The 16815-nt window shown below is 65.2% G+C and carries 14 protein-coding genes; 5 read left to right on the top strand and 9 right to left on the bottom strand.

Annotated features, from left to right (window positions below; all coding sequences use genetic code 11):
- Nucleotides 1-45: 45 nt before the first annotated feature.
- The 6 genes from guaA to AC6JAM_RS15210 all read right to left on the bottom strand — a co-directional run bounded on the left by guaA (nucleotide 46) and on the right by AC6JAM_RS15210 (nucleotide 6757).
- Nucleotides 46-1635, bottom strand: a complete 1590-nt coding sequence (gene guaA / locus AC6JAM_RS15235) for a glutamine-hydrolyzing GMP synthase (protein WP_026265758.1) — start codon at nucleotides 1633-1635, stop codon at nucleotides 46-48.
- Nucleotides 1636-1762: 127 nt separating this feature from the next.
- On the bottom strand, nucleotides 1763-2272 hold the full coding sequence (locus tag AC6JAM_RS15230; protein ID WP_497935199.1) for a DUF3817 domain-containing protein: 510 nt from the start codon (nucleotides 2270-2272) through the stop codon (nucleotides 1763-1765).
- Nucleotides 2269-3150: an SURF1 family protein gene (locus tag AC6JAM_RS15225; protein ID WP_497935198.1), complete on the bottom strand. Its 882-nt coding sequence runs from the start codon at nucleotides 3148-3150 to the stop codon at nucleotides 2269-2271. Before AC6JAM_RS15225 ends, AC6JAM_RS15230 begins: the two co-directional genes overlap by 4 nt.
- A 98-nt stretch (nucleotides 3151-3248) precedes the next feature.
- Nucleotides 3249-3737 carry a PTS sugar transporter subunit IIA gene (locus tag AC6JAM_RS15220; RefSeq protein ID WP_056394163.1) on the bottom strand — a complete coding sequence of 163 codons (489 nt, stop codon included), beginning with the start codon at nucleotides 3735-3737 and terminating at the stop codon, nucleotides 3249-3251.
- A 40-nt stretch (nucleotides 3738-3777) separates the two neighbouring features.
- Nucleotides 3778-5517 carry a glycerol-3-phosphate dehydrogenase/oxidase gene (locus AC6JAM_RS15215; RefSeq protein WP_056394166.1) on the bottom strand — a complete coding sequence of 580 codons (1740 nt, stop codon included), beginning with the start codon at nucleotides 5515-5517 and terminating at the stop codon, nucleotides 3778-3780.
- Nucleotides 5518-5620: 103 nt separating this feature from the next.
- On the bottom strand, nucleotides 5621-6757 hold the full coding sequence (locus AC6JAM_RS15210; protein ID WP_018769221.1) for a GuaB3 family IMP dehydrogenase-related protein: 1137 nt from the start codon (nucleotides 6755-6757) through the stop codon (nucleotides 5621-5623).
- A 56-nt stretch (nucleotides 6758-6813) separates the two neighbouring features.
- On the opposite strand from AC6JAM_RS15210, the gene AC6JAM_RS15205 reads away from it, so the two are divergent.
- Nucleotides 6814-7419: a hypothetical protein gene (locus AC6JAM_RS15205; protein ID WP_478223425.1), complete on the top strand. Its 606-nt coding sequence runs from the start codon at nucleotides 6814-6816 to the stop codon at nucleotides 7417-7419.
- Here AC6JAM_RS15205 and AC6JAM_RS15200 read toward each other — a convergent pair.
- A complete protein-coding gene (locus AC6JAM_RS15200) occupies nucleotides 7416-9275 on the bottom strand; it encodes an ABC transporter ATP-binding protein (protein ID WP_018769219.1) in 1860 nt (619 codons plus the stop codon). The genes AC6JAM_RS15205 and AC6JAM_RS15200 overlap by 4 nt on opposite strands.
- 280 nt (nucleotides 9276-9555) lie before the next feature.
- Here AC6JAM_RS15200 and AC6JAM_RS15195 point away from each other — a divergent pair, with 280 nt between their 5' ends.
- A complete protein-coding gene (locus tag AC6JAM_RS15195; RefSeq protein WP_056394174.1) occupies nucleotides 9556-12264 on the top strand; it encodes a GH32 C-terminal domain-containing protein in 2709 nt (902 codons plus the stop codon).
- Between the two features lie 68 nt (nucleotides 12265-12332).
- Here AC6JAM_RS15195 and AC6JAM_RS15190 read toward each other — a convergent pair whose 3' ends face one another.
- Nucleotides 12333-12626 carry a putative quinol monooxygenase gene (locus AC6JAM_RS15190; protein ID WP_018769217.1) on the bottom strand — a complete coding sequence of 98 codons (294 nt, stop codon included), beginning with the start codon at nucleotides 12624-12626 and terminating at the stop codon, nucleotides 12333-12335.
- A gap of 28 nt (nucleotides 12627-12654) precedes the next feature.
- The gene (locus AC6JAM_RS15185) at nucleotides 12655-13653 is read right to left on the bottom strand and encodes a LacI family DNA-binding transcriptional regulator (protein ID WP_056394177.1); all 999 of its coding nucleotides are present in this window, start codon (nucleotides 13651-13653) and stop codon (nucleotides 12655-12657) included.
- Between the two features lie 164 nt (nucleotides 13654-13817).
- Between AC6JAM_RS15185 and AC6JAM_RS15180 the strand changes: the two genes are divergently transcribed.
- From AC6JAM_RS15180 to AC6JAM_RS15170, 3 genes are read left to right on the top strand one after another with little or no spacing between them, the layout of a single operon-like run.
- Nucleotides 13818-14936 (top strand): substrate-binding domain-containing protein, encoded by a 1119-nt coding sequence (locus tag AC6JAM_RS15180; RefSeq protein WP_488315844.1) that lies wholly within the window; start codon nucleotides 13818-13820, stop codon nucleotides 14934-14936.
- 24 nt (nucleotides 14937-14960) lie between these two features.
- Entirely contained in the window at nucleotides 14961-16007 is a 1047-nt protein-coding gene (locus AC6JAM_RS15175) for an ABC transporter permease (RefSeq protein ID WP_018769214.1), read from the top strand.
- Nucleotides 16004-16798: an ATP-binding cassette domain-containing protein gene (locus AC6JAM_RS15170; RefSeq protein ID WP_018769213.1), complete on the top strand. Its 795-nt coding sequence runs from the start codon at nucleotides 16004-16006 to the stop codon at nucleotides 16796-16798. Before AC6JAM_RS15175 ends, AC6JAM_RS15170 begins: the two co-directional genes overlap by 4 nt.
- Nucleotides 16799-16815: the final 17 nt, after the last annotated feature.

Genomic DNA, 16815 nt, shown 5'->3' with positions numbered 1-16815 from the left:
AAGCAGCGGCCGGCCCCCGCTGGCGGAGGCCGGCCACTTAGGATGCTATTCCCATTCGATGGTTCCCGGCGGCTTGCTGGTGACGTCCAGGACCACCCGGTTGACGCCGTCCACCTCGTTGGTGATCCGGCCGGAGATCCGGGCCAGGAGATCGTAGGGCAGCCGCGACCAGTCGGCTGTCATGGCGTCCTCGGAGGAGACGGGGCGAAGCACGATGGGGTGGCCGTAGGTACGGCCGTCGCCCATGACGCCCACGCTGCGGACGTCCGCCAGCAGGACGACGGGCATCTGCCAGACCTCGTTGTCCAGGCCTGCTGCCGTGAGTTCGGCGCGTGCAATGGCGTCTGCCTTGCGCAGCAGGTCCAGCCGCTCCTTGGTCACTTCGCCGACAATCCGGATGCCCAGGCCGGGGCCGGGGAACGGTTGGCGGCCAACGATTTCCTGCGGCAGCCCCAGCTGGGCACCCACTGCGCGGACCTCGTCCTTGAACAGGGCGCGCAGCGGCTCAACGAGCTCGAACTGCAGGTCCTCGGGGAGGCCGCCCACGTTGTGGTGGCTCTTGATGTTCGCGGCACCTTCGCCGCCGCCGGATTCGACGACGTCCGGGTACAGGGTGCCCTGGACCAGGAACTTGATCTTCTCGCCGTGGGCAGCTGCCTCGGCGATGATGGCAAGTTCGGCTTCCTCAAAGGCGCGGATGAACTCGCGGCCGATGATCTTGCGCTTGGTTTCCGGATCGCTGACGCCTGCCAGGGCCGAGAGGAAGCGTTCCTGTTCGTTGGCGACGTACAGCTTCACGCCGGTGGCGGCCACGAAGTCGCGCTCCACCTGCTCCGCTTCGCCTTCACGCAGGAGTCCGTGGTCCACGAACACGCAGGTGAGCTGGTCGCCTACGGCACGCTGGACCAGGGCTGCCGCCACTGCGGAGTCAACGCCGCCGGAGAGGCCGCAGATGACCCGTGCGTCCCCCACCTGCTGGCGGATGCGCTCCACCTGCTCTTCGAGGATGTTGCCGGTGGTCCAGTTGGGTTCGAGCTTGGCGCCCTTGAAGAGGAAGTTCTCCAGCACCTGCTGGCCGTAGGCCGAGTGCTTGACCTCCGGGTGCCACTGCACCCCGTACAGGCATTTTTCCTCGTTGGCGAAGGCAGCGACTTCGGCGCCGGCCGTGGTGGCCAGGACGTCGAACCCGGCAGGTGCTTCATGGACGGAGTCGCCGTGGCTCATCCAGGTCTTCTGGTGCTGGGGCATGCCCTCAAGCACCGAGCGGCTGTCACCGAGGATGGTGGTTTCGGTGGATCCGTACTCCCGCAGGCCGGTCTTGTCCACCTTGCCGCCCAGGGCGTTGGCCATGGCCTGGAAGCCGTAGCAGATGCCAAAGACGGGGACGCCGGCTTCGAAGAGGTCGGCACCCACGCTCGGGGCGCCGTCGGCATAGACGCTGGAAGGTCCGCCGGACAGGATGATGGCGGCGGGATTCTTGGCCAGGAGCTGCTCGGTGGTGTAGGTATGCGGAACCACTTCCGAATACACATTCGCTTCCCGGACGCGGCGGGCAATCAGCTGCGCGTACTGGGCACCGTAATCAACAACCAGCACCGGCTTCTGGGAAGTTTGGGATGCAGTGGGAGTAGTCACCGTAATAGCCTACTTGGCGCCGTTGCACCGGCGCACCTTGAGACGCCGTGCTGTGACGGAGCAGACGTACGACGGCGGGCGGCCGCCGCGAGGGGCCAGGCACCTCAGCGGCCGGCAGCCCGGAGGGCTAGTACCGCTGCGGGGCCTGCGGGTTGGCAGCGAATTCGGCCTCCGCCTCGGCGTGGAACTTCTTCTCGACGATGAAGGACAGGAACGGCACCACGCCGCCAAGGGCCAGCAGGACCAGCTTCAGGAAGGGCCAGCGCATCAGGGACCACAAGCGGAAGTTGGAGATCAGGTAGACGACGTACATCCAGCCGTGCACGATCAGGACCGTAACGGAGACGTTCACGCCGTTCAGTACTCCCGGCGGCTCGGCGTCCGCGAACCCGAAACCGAACGGCTGGCCGGTCACGGCGTTGGTGCCGCCGGCGAACAGGTACTGCCCGAAGCCGTACCGGGCCACGAGTTCAGCGCACAGCAGGAGCAGCATGGTGCCGGTGAGGTAGGCCATGACCTTATAGAACTTCAGGGCCGACCGGATCTGGGCCTCGGTGCCGCCGAAGCGGCGCTTCCTGCCGGACGTCTTGCCGCCGGGAGCCTGCGGGGACGGGGTGGCCGGTTTCGGATCAATCATGGCTGTACCTTCTGCTGGGACTGGTCAGGCTGCTGGTGCTGGTCAGGCTGGTGCGGGGGAAGCTGGTGCGGTTCGTCCTGCTCGGAACCTTCGGCGTCATCGAGGGCCTCCTCGAGGTCCCGGTGGTAGTCGTCCTTGACCAGCCGCCACCAGATGAAGAGGGCAAAGCCGGCGAAGACGACCCACTCGATGGAGTAGAAGAGGTTGAGCCAGTTGATGTGCTGTGCCGGCGGCTGGGGGCCGATGTCCAGCGGCAAGAGGTTGCCGGGTACGGCCGCGGCACTCACGTCCTGGCCGCCCACCACCTCTGCGGTGGCCGAGACGAAGCCCGGGTAGCTGCTCACGTCCCAGTAGTTGATGAGCTCGGCCACGGAAACCGCCGACGCCTCCCCCGGCTTTGGCGCCTTTCCGGCCACCGGCGCCTCGGACGGCAGCAGCCGTCCGGTCAGTTCAACCGGGCCCGACGGCGGTGCTGCCGCGTCCCGCGGGTCAGCCACCCACCCGCGGGCCACCGGGATCCAGGTCTGCGGTGTTGCGGCGGCTCCCGTCAGTGTGGGCGCGCCGTTGACGGCGAACGCCGACACCACCCAGTAGCCGCTTTTGCCGTCGTGAAGCCGGCCCGGAACCAGGACCTGCTTGTCAGCGCTGTACGTTCCCTGGGCGGTGACCATCTGGTCCGCGACGCTGCCGTGGAAGAACTCGCCAGGCCGGAGCGTGCTGGTGAGCGGCTGGACCTGTTCGGTGGCCGGATTGACCGGCACTTCGGGTTGGGTGGAGCGGCCGAACTGCCATTGGCTCAACAACACGAAGACCCCGGAGAGCGCGATCGCGAAGATAAAGCCTGCGATCCATCGGGGCTTAAGGGCTGTTTTCCACACGTCTTAACCGTACTTCGTACTTCTGTAGAACAACTAAACGCCGGGGCCGGCCGCCCCAGGGAGGAGACGGGCCTGGCCGGATGCTGGTCCGGGCGTTCCTAGTGGTCGAAGAACACCAGGCTGGAGTTGATGAGTTCGGCGATCACTTCGGCGTCGTAGGCGCGCCGCAGCGATTCGCGGAAGGATTCCTTGGAAAGCGACCGTGCCAGGGTGGCCAGCACTTCCAGGTGGTCCGAAAAGGAACTGGCGGGGGTGGCAATCAGCAGGATCACCGTGGCCGGACCGTCGGCGGCGCCGAAGTCCAGGGCATGGCCGTACTTGGCGATCCCCACCGCGATCGAGGTCTGGGAGACGAACTCGCTGCGCGCATGCGGCAGCCCGATGCCGCCCGGGAGCCCCGTGGCAAGCTGGTGCTCGCGGGCATTGACGTTCTTCAGGAACCCGTCAAGATCCGAGATCCGCCCGGCTGCGTGCAGCCGTTCCGCCAACTGGGTGGTGGCGTCGGTCTTGTCCTTCGCTTCCATTTCCAGGATCACCATGTCGGCAGTGGTGAGGTGGGCGTCATACGGGTCCAGTGGTTCCGCCAAGGCGTATCCCTTCTGTCAGCAGTGCAGGGCGAACGGCCCCTCAGCGCAAGGGCACGATGTTTTCCGCGCCCAGGCGGGCGGCGTCTGCGGATTCGTCGTCCGGCTGTTGCTGGCTGAGGCGTTCGGCTTCCACGCGGGCAATGTAGTGGCGGACCTCGTTTTCACGCTGCGCGTCACTCCAGCCAAGGACGTCACCCATCAGTTTAGCGACAACAGGGGCAGCGGACACGCCGCGGTCCCAGGCCTCGATGGAAATGCGCGTCCGCCGGGTCAGGACGTCCTGCACGTGGCGGGCCCCTTCATGGGTTGCGGCATAGACCGCCTCCGCCTGCAGGTAGTCATCCGCTCCCGGGATGGGCTCGGCAAGTTCCTTGTTCTGCTCGATGATGGCCAGCACCTCGGGCGTCATGGAGCCGTACCGGTTGAGCAGGTGCTCGATCCGTGCCACATGGACCCCGGATTCCTCCGCGGTGCGGTTCCGCCGGTTCCAGGCCGCACGGAAGCCGCTGGCGCCCAGCAGCGGGATGGTTTCCGTGCAGCTCGGCGGGACCCGTTCGTCCATGGTGCGGGTGGCCTCGTCCACCGCATCCTTGGCCATGACCCGGTAGGTGGTCCACTTGCCGCCGGCCACCACCACCAGGCCGGGGACAGGGTGTGCCACAACGTGCTCGCGGGACAGCTTGGCGGTTGAATCGTTTTCACCGGCAAGCAGCGGCCGGAGTCCGGCATAGACCCCTTCAACGTCCTCCCTGGTCAGCGGGCGCTTGAGCACCTGGTTGACGTGCTCCAGGACGTAGTCGATGTCCTTGCTTGAGGCCGCGGGGTGGGCCTTGTCCAGGTGCCAGTCGGTGTCCGTGGTGCCGATGATCCAGTGCCGTCCCCACGGGATGACAAAGAGCACCGACTTTTCCGTGCGCAGGATCAGGCCCACGGTGGATTGGAAGCGGTCGCGGGGAACCACCAGGTGGATGCCCTTGGAGGCACGGACCTTCAACTGGCCCCGGTCGGTCACCATGGCCTGGGTTTCGTCCGTCCAGACTCCGGTGGCGTTGATGACCTGCTTGGCCCGGATGCTGAATTGCGTCCCGTCCTCATGGTTCTCCACCTTGGCTCCGACCACCCGCTCGCCCTCGCGCAGGAAGTCCACCACCGCCATCTGGTTCACGGCGTGGGCGCCGTAGTACGCAGCGGTACGCACCAGGTTTGCCACGTATTTGGCGTCGTCCACCTGTCCGTCGTAGTACCGGATGGATCCCACGAAGGCATCATTCTTCAGGCTGGGGGCGGCGCGCAGGGTGCCGCGCTTGCTCAGGTGCTTGTGGAACGGCACGCCGCGGCTGTGTCCGCTGGAGATGGACATGAGGTCATAGAGCGCGATGCCGGCGCCCACGTAAGGCCGCTCGACAAACGGCTTGGTGAGCGGATACAGGAAGGGCACCGGGCGGGCAAGGTGCGGGGCGATTTCGGAGAGCAGCAGCCCGCGTTCCTGCAGGGCCTCCTTGACCAGGGCGAAGTCGAGCATCTCCAGGTACCGCAGGCCGCCGTGGATGAGTTTCGAAGACCGTGACGACGTGCCGGCAGCCCAGTCGCTTGCCTCGACGATGCCAACGCTCAGCCCCCGGGTCACGGCGTCCAAAGCGGCTCCCGCTCCGACGATGCCGCCACCGACGATCAGGATGTCCAGTTCCCGGCCGGGTTCGGACGTGGCGCGCAACCGCTGGATGGATGCTTCCCTGGCTTCGGGGCCAAGGGCTCCGCCGTTTGCAGGAACACTCTTCATTGAACGCCTCCAGTGCCTCTAGTGCCGGTTGTAAACCCACACTACTTGCTGGCGGCGTGCTTTGGGCAGGGTGGGCGGCGCCCACCCTGCCCCGTCCAACGCGTCAGTTCCCTGCGTAGGGCGATACGACGACGTCGACCCGCTGGAATTCCTTGAGGTCCGAATAACCGGTGGTCGCCATGGAGCGGCGCAGCGCACCAATGAGGTTGGACGTGCCGTTGGTGTGGTGGCCGGGCCCGAAGAGGACTTCCTCCAGCGGACCCACGGTGCCGACGTTGGCGCGGTCACCGCGCGGCAGTTCCAGGTGGTGCGCCTCCTGGCCCCAGTGCCAGCCCTTGCCGGGTGCCTCTTCGGCGCGCGCCAGCGCGCTGCCCAGCATGACGGCGTCGGCGCCCATGGCGATGGCCTTGACGATGTCACCCGAGGTGCCCATGCCGCCGTCGGCAATGACGTGCACGTAGCGGCCGCCGGACTCGTCCATGTAGTCCCGGCGGGCGGCCGCGACGTCGGAAATGGCTGACGCCATGGGCGAGTGGATGCCCAGGGCGCGCCGCGTGGTGGTGGTTGCGCCGCCCCCGAAGCCCACCAGCACACCAGCCGCGCCGGTCCGCATGAGGTGCAGCGCCGGGGTGTAGCCGGCCGCCCCGCCCACGATGACGGGGACGTCGAGTTCGTAGATGAACTGCTTCAGGTTCAGCGGTTCGTGGTTCTTGGAGACATGCTCGGCGGAGACGGTAGTGCCCCGGATGACGAAGATGTCGACGCCAGCGGCCACGACCGTCTTGTAGTGCTCCTGGGTGCGCTGCGGGGTGAGCGATCCGGCCACGGTGACGCCGGCCTCGCGGATCTCGGCCAGGCGGGACGTGATGAGTTCCGGCTGGATGGGCGCCCGGTACAGCTCCTGCATCCTGCCAGTGACGGCTGGGCTGTTGGTTTCGTCCTGGAGCGCAGCGATTTCATCCAGAACAGACTGCGGATCCTCGTACCGGGTCCAGAGTCCCTCGAGGTCAAGGACGCCCAGTCCGCCCAGCTTGCCCAGTGCGATGGCCGTTGCCGGTGACATGGCGGAGTCCATCGGGGCCGCGATCACCGGCATGTCGAACTGGTAGGCGTCGATCTGCCAGGAGACGGAAACGTCCTTGGGGTCGCGGGTGCGACGGTTGGGGACGATTGCAATGTCATCCAGGGAGTAGGCACGACGCCCACGCTTGCCACGGCCGATCTCGATCTCATAAGTCACTGCTCTAGGTTATCCCAGCAGCCCCGTTGGTCCCGGCCGGTGGCTACAGTGGCATGATGGGCAGACGCTGGATCTTCGACGGGCACATCGCCGGCATTGGCACCACATCCGGACTGCGCGCGGTGGTTGGCATGTGGCAGGAGTCCCCTTTCGGGACCTTCTCGGACGTCATGGTGCAGGAACCCTCAGGTCACCGCCTGCTGCTTGCGCCGTCCGCCGACGTTGCCGGCTTCATAGCGTCGACCTACAGCTTTGATGAGGTGCGCATGGTGGACGTTGCTGCCGGACTGTCCGGCGGCGCGTTGGCGGTCGACGCCGGGCCGCTGGCAATCCAGGCAGTCACCGGGGCGAGGACCTACCTCGGTTCCGCGCTGAAGGCAGTTCCCAGGCGACTTGCAGTCCATCCACGCTGGCTCTCCGCAGTCAGTCCGCTGGCCGCCCTGGCAGCCCGCGGTGCCCGCACCTACGGCACGGCGGGCAGCGGCAGGGCAGAGTTTTACGGGGTGACGGACTTGCACCACGTGACCTCCGCCGTCGTTTCATGGGAAGGCGCCGACGCCGGAGCGCTGGCCCCCATCCGGCCCGCCGTGACCTTCGGTTTCAGCAGCGTCCCGCCCAGGCCCAGTGTCGCGAGGGTGCGCACCACCATAGTGGAGGCTTAGTTTGCTGTAGGTTCCTCTACCGTCAGCTGGGATTCGAACATCCTGAAGTACCTGCCGTGCAGGGCCACCAGTTCCTTGTGCGTGCCCTGCTCCACGATTTCGCCGTCCTCCAGCATGTACACGATGTCGGCTTTCTCGATGGTGGCAAGCCGGTGGCTGATGGCGATGATGGTGCTGCTGCGGTCCGCGAAGAGCCGGGTGAAGATGCGGTGTTCGGCCAGGGCATCAATGGCAGAGGTGGGCTCGTCCATCACCATGAAGGACGCGTCCCGGTAGAAGTTCCTGGCCATGGCAAGGCGCTGCCACTGGCCGCCGGAAAGGCCGCTGCCCTTCCGGCCGCGCGGGTCCTCCATCCAGTTGCTGACGTGGTTGTCCAGGCCGTTGGGCAGCTTATTGATGAAGTCGAGCGCCTCGGCATCCGCGGCCGCCTTGCGGATGCGGTCATCGTCCCGCGGCGAGTCAACGTCGCCGAAGTAGATGTTCTCCGCCGCGGTGGCAAACTCGTATTTCAGGAACTCCTGGCTCAGCACCGCCAGGTGGCGGTGCCAGGTGGTGACGTCGACGGCGGCGAGGTCCACGCCGTCGAGCAGCACCTGGCCGGAGTCCGGACGGTAAAGGCCGGCCAGGATGCGGATCAGCGTGGACTTGCCGGCACCGTTCTCCCCCACGATGGCAATGTGCTGGCCTTGGCGGATGGTCAGGCTGATGCCCCTGATCACTTCGATGTCACTGCCGGTGTACGTGAAGCGGATGTCCTTCAGCTCGACTTCCTTCGGCGCTGCCAGCAACGGCGGCGCGTGCTCCGAGTGAACCGGCATTGCCATGAACAACTCGTAGTCCTTCAGGTTGGCGAGGTCTTCATCAATGGAGCTCAAGGAGGACACCAGGTTGTTCGCGGTGGACAGGGCGCGGCTGACGATCTGCTGCACATAGAGGAACTGGCCCACGGGCTGGGCACGGGCAATGATCTGACCCACCACCCAGATCAGCGACACCACCTCCGCACCGTACTGGAGTGCATCGGCGGCCAGCTGCTTGGGGATGTAGCGCCGCTGGTAGTCAAGGCGCCGCCGCTCGTCTGCGTCCCGGAGCCGGGAGCGTAGGTCCATGAGGAAACCGACAATGCCATACAGCCGCATCTCGGCAATGTGCTGCGGCCGGAGGAGGTTGGTTTCAATCATCCGGCGTTGGCGGCGTGAGTCCACCTGCGTGTTCCAGTGCGCAATCTGTTCCCTGGACAGCTTGAACTGCAGGTACACGCTGGGCACGATCGCCACCAGGACGATCACGGCGATCCACCAGCTGACCAACAGCAGGGCGCCGATGGCCAGGATGACCGAGATGAGCTGCGTAAAGATAGCGGCAATGCGGTCCAGGACCCTTGCATAGGAGTCGGAGAACCGTTTGGCGCGGTCGTAGAGGTCCACGGTTTCTTTGTCGTCATAGCGCCAGAATTCGAGGGCGAGGAAACGCTGATACATCTGGTCGCCCACAATGGCGCCCACCTTGAAGCTCATCAACTGCTGGATGTACCGGTCAACGCTGTTGAAGGCGCCCCAGAAGAGTCCCAGCGCCGCGGTGACAATGACGTAGACGATCGCAACGCGTCCGGCTCCGGCGTCGCCCGCGTAGGCTGCGGCCAGCGCGGTGGTGGTGAGGGACGCAAAGTAGGTGGTGACCAGGGGAAGAACGGCCGAGATCAGCGAGCCGAGCACCTTCATGATCACCGCGCCCGGGGATGCACGGAAACTGACCCGCAAGACCTGGGCCACGGCGCGGGCGTAAGGCCGTATGGCAAGCCGCCGGTGGGGTTCGCTCTTCGGGCTCAGTTCCGCCGGATGGCGTGATGGGGGCATACCTCAAGCCTAGGGCGCGCACCGAAAGTTTGCGGTAGCCCGGAAGGGCGTTCGGCGCAGCCAACAACCGTTGCCGCAGGCCGGCTGGGGCTGGTTCTGCAGGTCCGTTCCCACCTCTTGCCCGCTGTCATGACAACGGTGTCTAGCGCCGTGCCGGTCAGACGGGCTCGAAAGCAGCCAGGTCCTTGCCGATGCCCGGCCGCCGGAGTTCGTTGACTTGTCTCGTGGACTTAACCTACGCTCCGTCACGTATTGACATCGTTGTCTAACTGAACGCGCGATGAAGGGCGACCTCAAAATGCACAGAAAACAAAAGGGAAGCACGCGGCTCCTTTCGGCCCTGACGCTGACGGGTTTGATATTGACCGGAGCGTTGGCCGGCGCTGGACCTGCGATTGCAGGGAAGTCGGACGGGAATCCTCCCCCCGGGCCCACCACGGGCAGCACTTTGGGCCAGGAAACCTACAGGCCGGCGTACCATTTCTCGCCGGCCAAGAACTGGATGAACGATCCCAACGGAATGGTCTACCACAAGGGGATCTACCATCTTTTCTTCCAGCACAACCCGTCCGGAAACACCTGGGGCAACATGTCCTGGGGACATGCCACCTCCACTGACCTCGTTCATTGGCAGGAGCAGCCGCTCGCCATTTCCACGGATACCCAGGAGGACGTGTTCTCGGGCAGCGTTGTGGTGGACAAGAACAATACATCCGGTCTGGGGACTACGGAGAACCCGCCGCTGATTGCGATTTACACCAGTGCCTACAAAGACGCCTCGCCGCACCGCGGGCTCCAGGCCCAGTCGCTGGCCTACAGCCTTGATGACGGACAAACCTGGACCAAATACAGTGCGGACCCGGTCCTGAACCGGAACTCCGCCAACTTCCGGGACCCAAAGGTGTTTTGGTACAGCACTGCCGAAGGCGGCTACTGGGTGATGGCGGCCGTTGAGGCCCTGGACCACAAAGTACTGCTTTACAAGTCAACCAACCTCAAGGACTGGACGGCCCTGAGCGAATTCGGGCCCGCCAATGCCACGGGCGGACTGTGGGAATGCCCCGACCTCTTCCCGCTGGCCGTTGACGGAGACCCGAACAACGTCAAATGGGTCATGGTGGTCAATATCAATCCCGGCGGGGTGGCTGGCGGCTCGGCGGGTCAGTACTTCGTGGGCAGCTTCGATGGCGTCACGTTTACCTCGGAGACCACGAAACCCAGCGATGCGCTACCCTCCGGAACCCCCGTGGCGGGATTCAACGACGGCACATACAACGGGTGGGCCGTGAGCAATGAACCCGGCAACTGGAAGAACGGACCCTTCACTGACGCTCCGGCAGCCGGAACCCTGCCGGGCCAAAACCTCGTTGGCGGGTTCGTAGGCGCGGGCTTGGTAAATTCCTTCAACGACGGCGACTGGCCCCTGGGGTCCATGTCCTCGCCTGGCTTTACCGTAGACAGCGACTACATCAACTTCCTGGTGGGTGGAGGCCAGCATCCGCGGGCCTCCGACAAGCTGGACAATACGCCGCCGCCGGGAGACCTGCTGTTCAATGGCTTCGAGGTCCCGGACGGCACTACCCTCGCCGAAGCCGGCTGGACCGGCACGGGCGACCTCGCGCCGTCGTATCAGCCCGCCACGGCGGGAGGCGACTACTACATCGGCGCTAAACGCATCAACACCTTCGAAACAGGCGCGGCCCCGGGTGACGACCGGCAAGGCAGCCTGACCTCCCCCGAGTTCACGCTCTCCCGGAACTTTGTGAGCATGCTGGTGGGCGGCGGGCACCGTTCCCCGGAGTCCGGGCAAGTACTGGAGGCCCAGTTGCTGGTGGACGGGAACGTGGTGCGCACCCTGGCCGGGGACGACGCCGGCGCGCTCAACTGGAAGGGCTGGGATGTCTCCGAATTCGCGGGCAAGCAGGCCCGGCTTCGAGTCGTTGACCAGGCGACCGGCGGCTGGGGGCACCTCACCGCTGACCATGTCATGCTGACCGACCAGGCTGCGGTGCCGCGCTCGGACGAAACCACCGTGAACCTGGTGGTGGATGGCAAAGTGGTGCGCACAGCTACCGGTGCGAACAGTGAGGTGCTGGACTGGGCGTCGTGGAACGTGGCGGAATTCCGCGGCCGCCAAGCGCAGATCAGGGTCGTGGACAACAACCGGTTCGGCTGGGGACACATCCTGGCCGACGAGTTCACCGCTTCCCCGCAGCCGGCCCGGCCGCGCCTCAACAGTTATGACTGGCTGGACTATGGCCGCGACTACTATGCCTCGGTTTCCTTCGGCAACATGCCCGAAGATAAGCGGGTCATGCTCGGCTGGATGAACAACTGGGACTACGCCAACAGCATTCCCACTTTCCCATGGCGCAGCGCGATGTCGCTGCCCCGCGAGATCGGCCTGACGCAAACGCCGGACGGCCCGCGGCTGACGCAGCAGGCAGTGAAGCAGGTGGACGGGCTGGCCTCTGCACCCAGTTACCGGAATACCGCAGGCGGGACCATCACTCCCGGAACGCATGCCCTGCCTTCCGCGGCGTCGGGGGATGTGCAGCGGATCGATGTGACCTTCGCTCCCGGCACTGCGGCCAAGTCCGGGATCACCCTATTCGGAAACGGATCATCGTCCACAGCCGTCGGTTACGACGCCGCCACAAAAGAGGTCTATGTCGATCGCGCGAATTCGGGCAATGTCGGCTTCCATCCGCTGTTTGCCTCGGTCGATTCGGCACCGGTCAGCGTGGATGCCCAGGGAAATGTGACCCTCCGGATCTACGTGGACAGGTCCTCGGTGGAAGTCTTCGCCCAAGGCGGACTGCGGACAATCACCGATCAGGTCTTCCCTGCGGACGGAGCCAAGGAGGTAGCGCTGTTCGCCGAGGGCGGCGTTGCGCAGTTGAAGTCGCTCACCGTCACACCGATGAAACAGGCCATGTTCCTGGCGTCCCTCAAGGCGGTCAACGCCGGAGGGAAGGCCCGGGGCTGAGAAAGCAGGCTTCAGCATGCCCAGCCGGCGGCATCCGGTGGCCGGGCATGCTGAAGCCCCCGGCGAAACTATTCCACCGGCTGCAGCCAGGTCAGGACCGACCCGTCCTCTTCGATGTGCCGCGCCAGCTCGGCATTGAATGTGGCTCCGTATTCGGCGGTGATGTGCTCCTGGAAAGCGTCGTCGTCCCGGTACACCTCGAATACGAAGTACTCACGCGGGTTGGACTCCCGGGTATACGGAAGGAAATGTTCGTTGCCCGGCTCGCGGCGCACGCGCTCCGTCAGTTCCCGCATCATCTCCGCGACGCGTCCTTCGCTTCCGGGCTTGACGGTGAATTCTGCATACAGTGTTTTGGTCATGGGCTTGCTTCTTTCTGTTGTGGGTGGGTCAGTTCGACGGCGGCAGCTCGCCCGAGCCGCGCACGATCAGTTCCGAGGGGACAACATAAGCCTGGGGAGCGCTGTCGTCGCCGTCCATGCGGGCGAGCAACCGCTCAGCGGCGAGCTTCCCGATCCGGTCAGGATGCTGTGCGATGACGGTGATGCCCGGGTCCATCATGTCGGCGAGCGTGAAGTCGTCGAAGCCCACCAACGCCACCCGGTGGCTGGCTCCCCGTTCACGCAGTGCCCTCATGACGCCGAACGTCACGAGGTTCTGGCTGGAGAAGATGGCAGTAGGCGGGTTGTCGGACGCAAGGAGTTCGTGGGCAGCGAGCCGCGCTGATTCTTCGTCGTGCAGGCCATCGCGAACCGGAACAGAACCGGTGGCAACGCCCGCCCGGCCGAGTTCCTCCATGAAGCCCCTGCGGCGATCGCGGGCAGTCTGGATATCAGGGCGGTCACCCAGGTAGGCAAGTTTGGTATGGCCGTGCTTGAGGAGATGGGCTGCAGCCCGCGCAGAGCCGGCAGCGTTGTCGGTTACCACAGCGTCGGCCTCGATCCCCACCGGCTCGCGGTCGATGAAGACGAGGGGCAGGTCCCGGGAGTGCTCGGGGATGACGTAGGCCTGGCTCCTGGCAATGGGTGTCAGGACCATGCCATCCACCCTGCGCCCGAGGAACGCTCCCACCAGGGCCTTCTCCCGCTCGGGGTCGTCGTCGAGGCTTGCAGCGAACACGGCGATTCCGCGCTCGCCGAGGGCGTCTTCCAGTGCGCGGTGGATTTCGCTGCTGAAAGGGTTGGCAACGCTGGGCAGCAGCAACCCAATGGACAAGGTCTTTCGGCCGGCGCGACGCAGGCTCCCCGCCGCCATGTCCAATTGGTAGTGCAACTGCTGGGAAGCTCCCAGGACACGCTGGCGCGTGGCCTCCGAAACGCCGGGCTCGTCATTCATCACCCGGGAAACAGTCTTGATCCCAACGCCAGCCAAGGCGGCCACATGGCGCATGGTAGGTCGGTTCGTGCTGACCTCGGACTGGTAACGATTAGACATCGTTGTCAATACCTCGCTCTTCATCATCGATTCACACTTGACTCTACCCTGTGACATTGATTACATGAGCGATGACATCGTTGTCAGGCACGCTAAGTGCCCTGAGACCAGGAGATTCAATGTTGAGTTCCAAAACCCCGCGGCACACTGTTACTCGTTCCCTCGCCATCGGCGCAGTCCTGACCCTGGGCGCCCTCAGCCTCTCGGCCTGCGGGGGCAACTCTTCCGCAACAGGCTCCACCGACGGTACTTCCTCGGAGAAAATCGGTGTCTCACTGATCGTGAAGACCACGTCGAACCCGTTCTTCGTCTCCATGCAGGAGGGTGCGAAGAAGGCGGCTGCTACGGACGGCGTCGACCTCAAGCTCGCGGCAGGAAAGGCCGACGGCGACGAAGACACCCAGATCCAGGCAATCGAAAACGCCATCTCCAAGGGCGACAAAGGCATCCTCATCACGCCCAACGGCCCGTCCGTCGTCGACGCCCTGAAGAAGGCGAAGGACGCCGGGCTGTTCGTCATCGCACTGGACACCCCGCCGGACCCGGCCGATGCCGCCGACATCACCTTCGCAACCGACAACTTCGCCGCCGGCGAGCTGATCGGCAAGTGGACCGCGGCGCAGCTGGGCGGCAAGAAGGCCGCCATCGCGCTGATCGACCTCTTCGACGACAAGGTTGTCTCGGTTGACTACAACCGCGACCAGGGCTTCCTGACCGGCCTGGGCGTTGACACCGCCGACAAGAAGAAGAACGGCGACGAAGCCAAGACCGGAAAGTACACCGGCGGCAAGGGCGGCGAGTACGAGATCGTGGGCAACCAGGCTTCGCAGGGCGCCGAGGACGGTGGCCGAACCGCCATGGAAACGCTGCTCTCCAAGAATCCGAACATCAACGTCGTCTACACCATCAACGAACCGGCCGCAGCGGGCGCCTTTGAAGCCCTGAAGTCTGCAGGTAAGGAAAAGGACGTGCTGGTGGTCTCCGTTGATGGCGGTTGCGCGGGCGTGAACAACGTCAAGTCCGGCATCATCGGTGCGACCGCGCAGCAGTACCCGGTCAAGATGGCCGAACTGGGCGTCAAGGCAATCGTCGACCTCGCCAAGACCGGCAAGAAGCCCGAAAACTCTGCCGGCCTGGACTTCTTCAACACCGGCGTCGAACTGGTCACCGACAAGGCGGCTGACGGCGTCAAGAGCATCACGACCACGGACGCCACCCAGATCTGCTGGGGCAAGTAAGCCGGAACTGTGACAGGAGCAACGATGACCCAGCAACAAACCGCAGGCCCGCCGGTTACCGGGCCCACCGACCTGGCCGAGGAATTCCTCGACCGCCAAACTCCCCTTAGCCGCATCCGCAATGTGCTGCACCGCTACCCGGCACTGAGCCCGGCCATCGTCCTGATTGTGGCGGTGGTGGTGTTCGGCCTGCTCAATGACCGCTTCCTGCGGTTCGAGAACCTGTCCCTGATCACCCAGCAGGTGTCCGTCGTCGGAACCCTGGCCATCGCCCAGACCCTCATCATCCTCACCGCCGGAATCGACCTTTCCGTGGGCGCCGTGATGATCCTGGCCTCCATGGTGGTGGCGCAGTTGGCTGTGAACAACGGCATGCCAGGACCCATCGCACTGGTGGCGGGGCTCGTCGTCGGACTTGCCGCCGGGGCTGTCAACGGCTTCCTGGTGACCAGGTTCCGGCTCCCTCCGTTCATCGTGACGCTGGGAACCCTGAACATCTTCATCGCCCTGACCCTGCTCTACTCGGGCGGCTCCACGGTCCGTGGCTCGAGCATGCCGGGGCTCCTGACCTGGATGGGCAGCACGTTCCCCGTTGGGCCCGTTCGCATCTCCACCGGCGTGGTCATGATGCTCCTGCTCTATGTGGCGGTCGCCTTCATCCTGGGCAAGACGGCGTGGGGGCGGCACGTGTACGCAGTCGGCGATGACAAGGAAGCCGCCCGCCTGGCCGGTATCCCCGTCAACCGCGTCCTGATGAGCGTCTACCTCGCGGCCGGCGCGGTGCTGGCGATCGGAGCGTGGATCCAGATCGGGCGTACCAACGCAGCAAGCCCCAACGCCGGGGTGGACCTGAACCTGGACTCCATTACCGCCGTCGTGATTGGCGGGACCAGCCTCTTCGGCGGCCGCGGCTCCGTCTGGGGATCCCTCCTCGGTGCGCTGATCGTGGGCGTTTTCCGCAACGGGCTTTCCCTGGCCGGGCTGGACGTGCTGTTCCAAACCCTCGCCGTCGGCGTCCTCATCATCATCGCTGTGTCGATCGACCAGTGGATCCGAAAGGTGAAGTCATGACCTCCACCGGGATTGAATCCCCCAAGACCGAAACCCGGCAGCCGATCCTCCAGGCGCGGAACCTCGTCAAGACCTTCGGCAAGGTGGTTGGCCTTGACGGTGTCAGCCTTGAGCTGTATCCGGGCGAAGTGCTGGCCATCATCGGCGACAACGGCGCCGGCAAGTCCACCCTCATCAAGTGCCTCACCGGGGCCGAGGTTCCGGACTCGGGCGAGCTCCTGGTTTCCGGCCAGCCGGTGCACTTCAAGCGTCCGCAGGATGCCCGCGCGCATGGAATCGAAACGGTCTACCAGAACCTGGCGGTCTCGCCGGCCCTGGACGTGGCGTCGAACCTGTTCCTGGGCCGGGAGGAACGGGTGGCCGGACCGCTCGGGTCCATCTTCAGGGTCCTGGACACCAAGGGGATGCGCCGTAAGGCGAAGGAGGAGCTCACCCGCCTCGGAATTTCAACCCTTCAGGATGTCACCGTCCCAGTGGAGAACCTCTCCGGCGGACAGCGCCAGGCCGTGGCTGTGGCAAGGGCAGCAGCGTTCGGTTCCAAGGTGGTGGTGCTCGACGAGCCCACCGCGGCACTGGGCGTGCGGGAGTCGAACCAGGTCCTACAGCTGGTCCGGGATCTGCGGGACCGCGGCCTTCCAGTCATCCTGATCAGCCACAACATGCCGCACGTGTTTGACGTTGCCGACAGGATCCACATCCAGCGTCTCGGCAAATGCGCCGCCACGATCACCCCGAAGTCGCACAGCATGACCGACGCGGTGGCCATCATGACCGGCGCCGCCACGGCCTGATCCGCGTACGACCGCTT

This window comes from Arthrobacter sp. GmRoot5-12 (assembly GCF_059739365.1).
This window is presented reverse-complemented; position numbering and strand designations above follow the sequence as displayed.

Bases quoted from the DNA above. Each gene is read 5' to 3' on its own strand.
- AC6JAM_RS15230 (WP_497935199.1), bottom strand. From the start codon at position 2,272: ATGATTGATCCGAAACCGGCCACCCCGTCCCCGCAGGCTCCCGGCGGC.
- AC6JAM_RS15215 (WP_056394166.1), bottom strand. From the start codon at position 5,517: ATGAAGAGTGTTCCTGCAAACGGCGGAGCCCTTGGCCCCGAAGCCAGG.
- AC6JAM_RS15205 (WP_478223425.1), top strand. From the start codon at position 6,814: ATGGGCAGACGCTGGATCTTCGACGGGCACATCGCCGGCATTGGCACC.
- AC6JAM_RS15200 (WP_018769219.1), bottom strand. From the start codon at position 9,275: ATGCCCCCATCACGCCATCCGGCGGAACTGAGCCCGAAGAGCGAACCC.
- AC6JAM_RS15195 (WP_056394174.1), top strand. From the start codon at position 9,556: ATGAAGGGCGACCTCAAAATGCACAGAAAACAAAAGGGAAGCACGCGG.
- AC6JAM_RS15190 (WP_018769217.1), bottom strand. From the start codon at position 12,626: ATGACCAAAACACTGTATGCAGAATTCACCGTCAAGCCCGGAAGCGAA.
- AC6JAM_RS15185 (WP_056394177.1), bottom strand. From the start codon at position 13,653: ATGCGCCATGTGGCCGCCTTGGCTGGCGTTGGGATCAAGACTGTTTCC.
- AC6JAM_RS15180 (WP_488315844.1), top strand. From the start codon at position 13,818: ATGTTGAGTTCCAAAACCCCGCGGCACACTGTTACTCGTTCCCTCGCC.
- AC6JAM_RS15175 (WP_018769214.1), top strand. From the start codon at position 14,961: ATGACCCAGCAACAAACCGCAGGCCCGCCGGTTACCGGGCCCACCGAC.
- AC6JAM_RS15170 (WP_018769213.1), top strand. From the start codon at position 16,004: ATGACCTCCACCGGGATTGAATCCCCCAAGACCGAAACCCGGCAGCCG.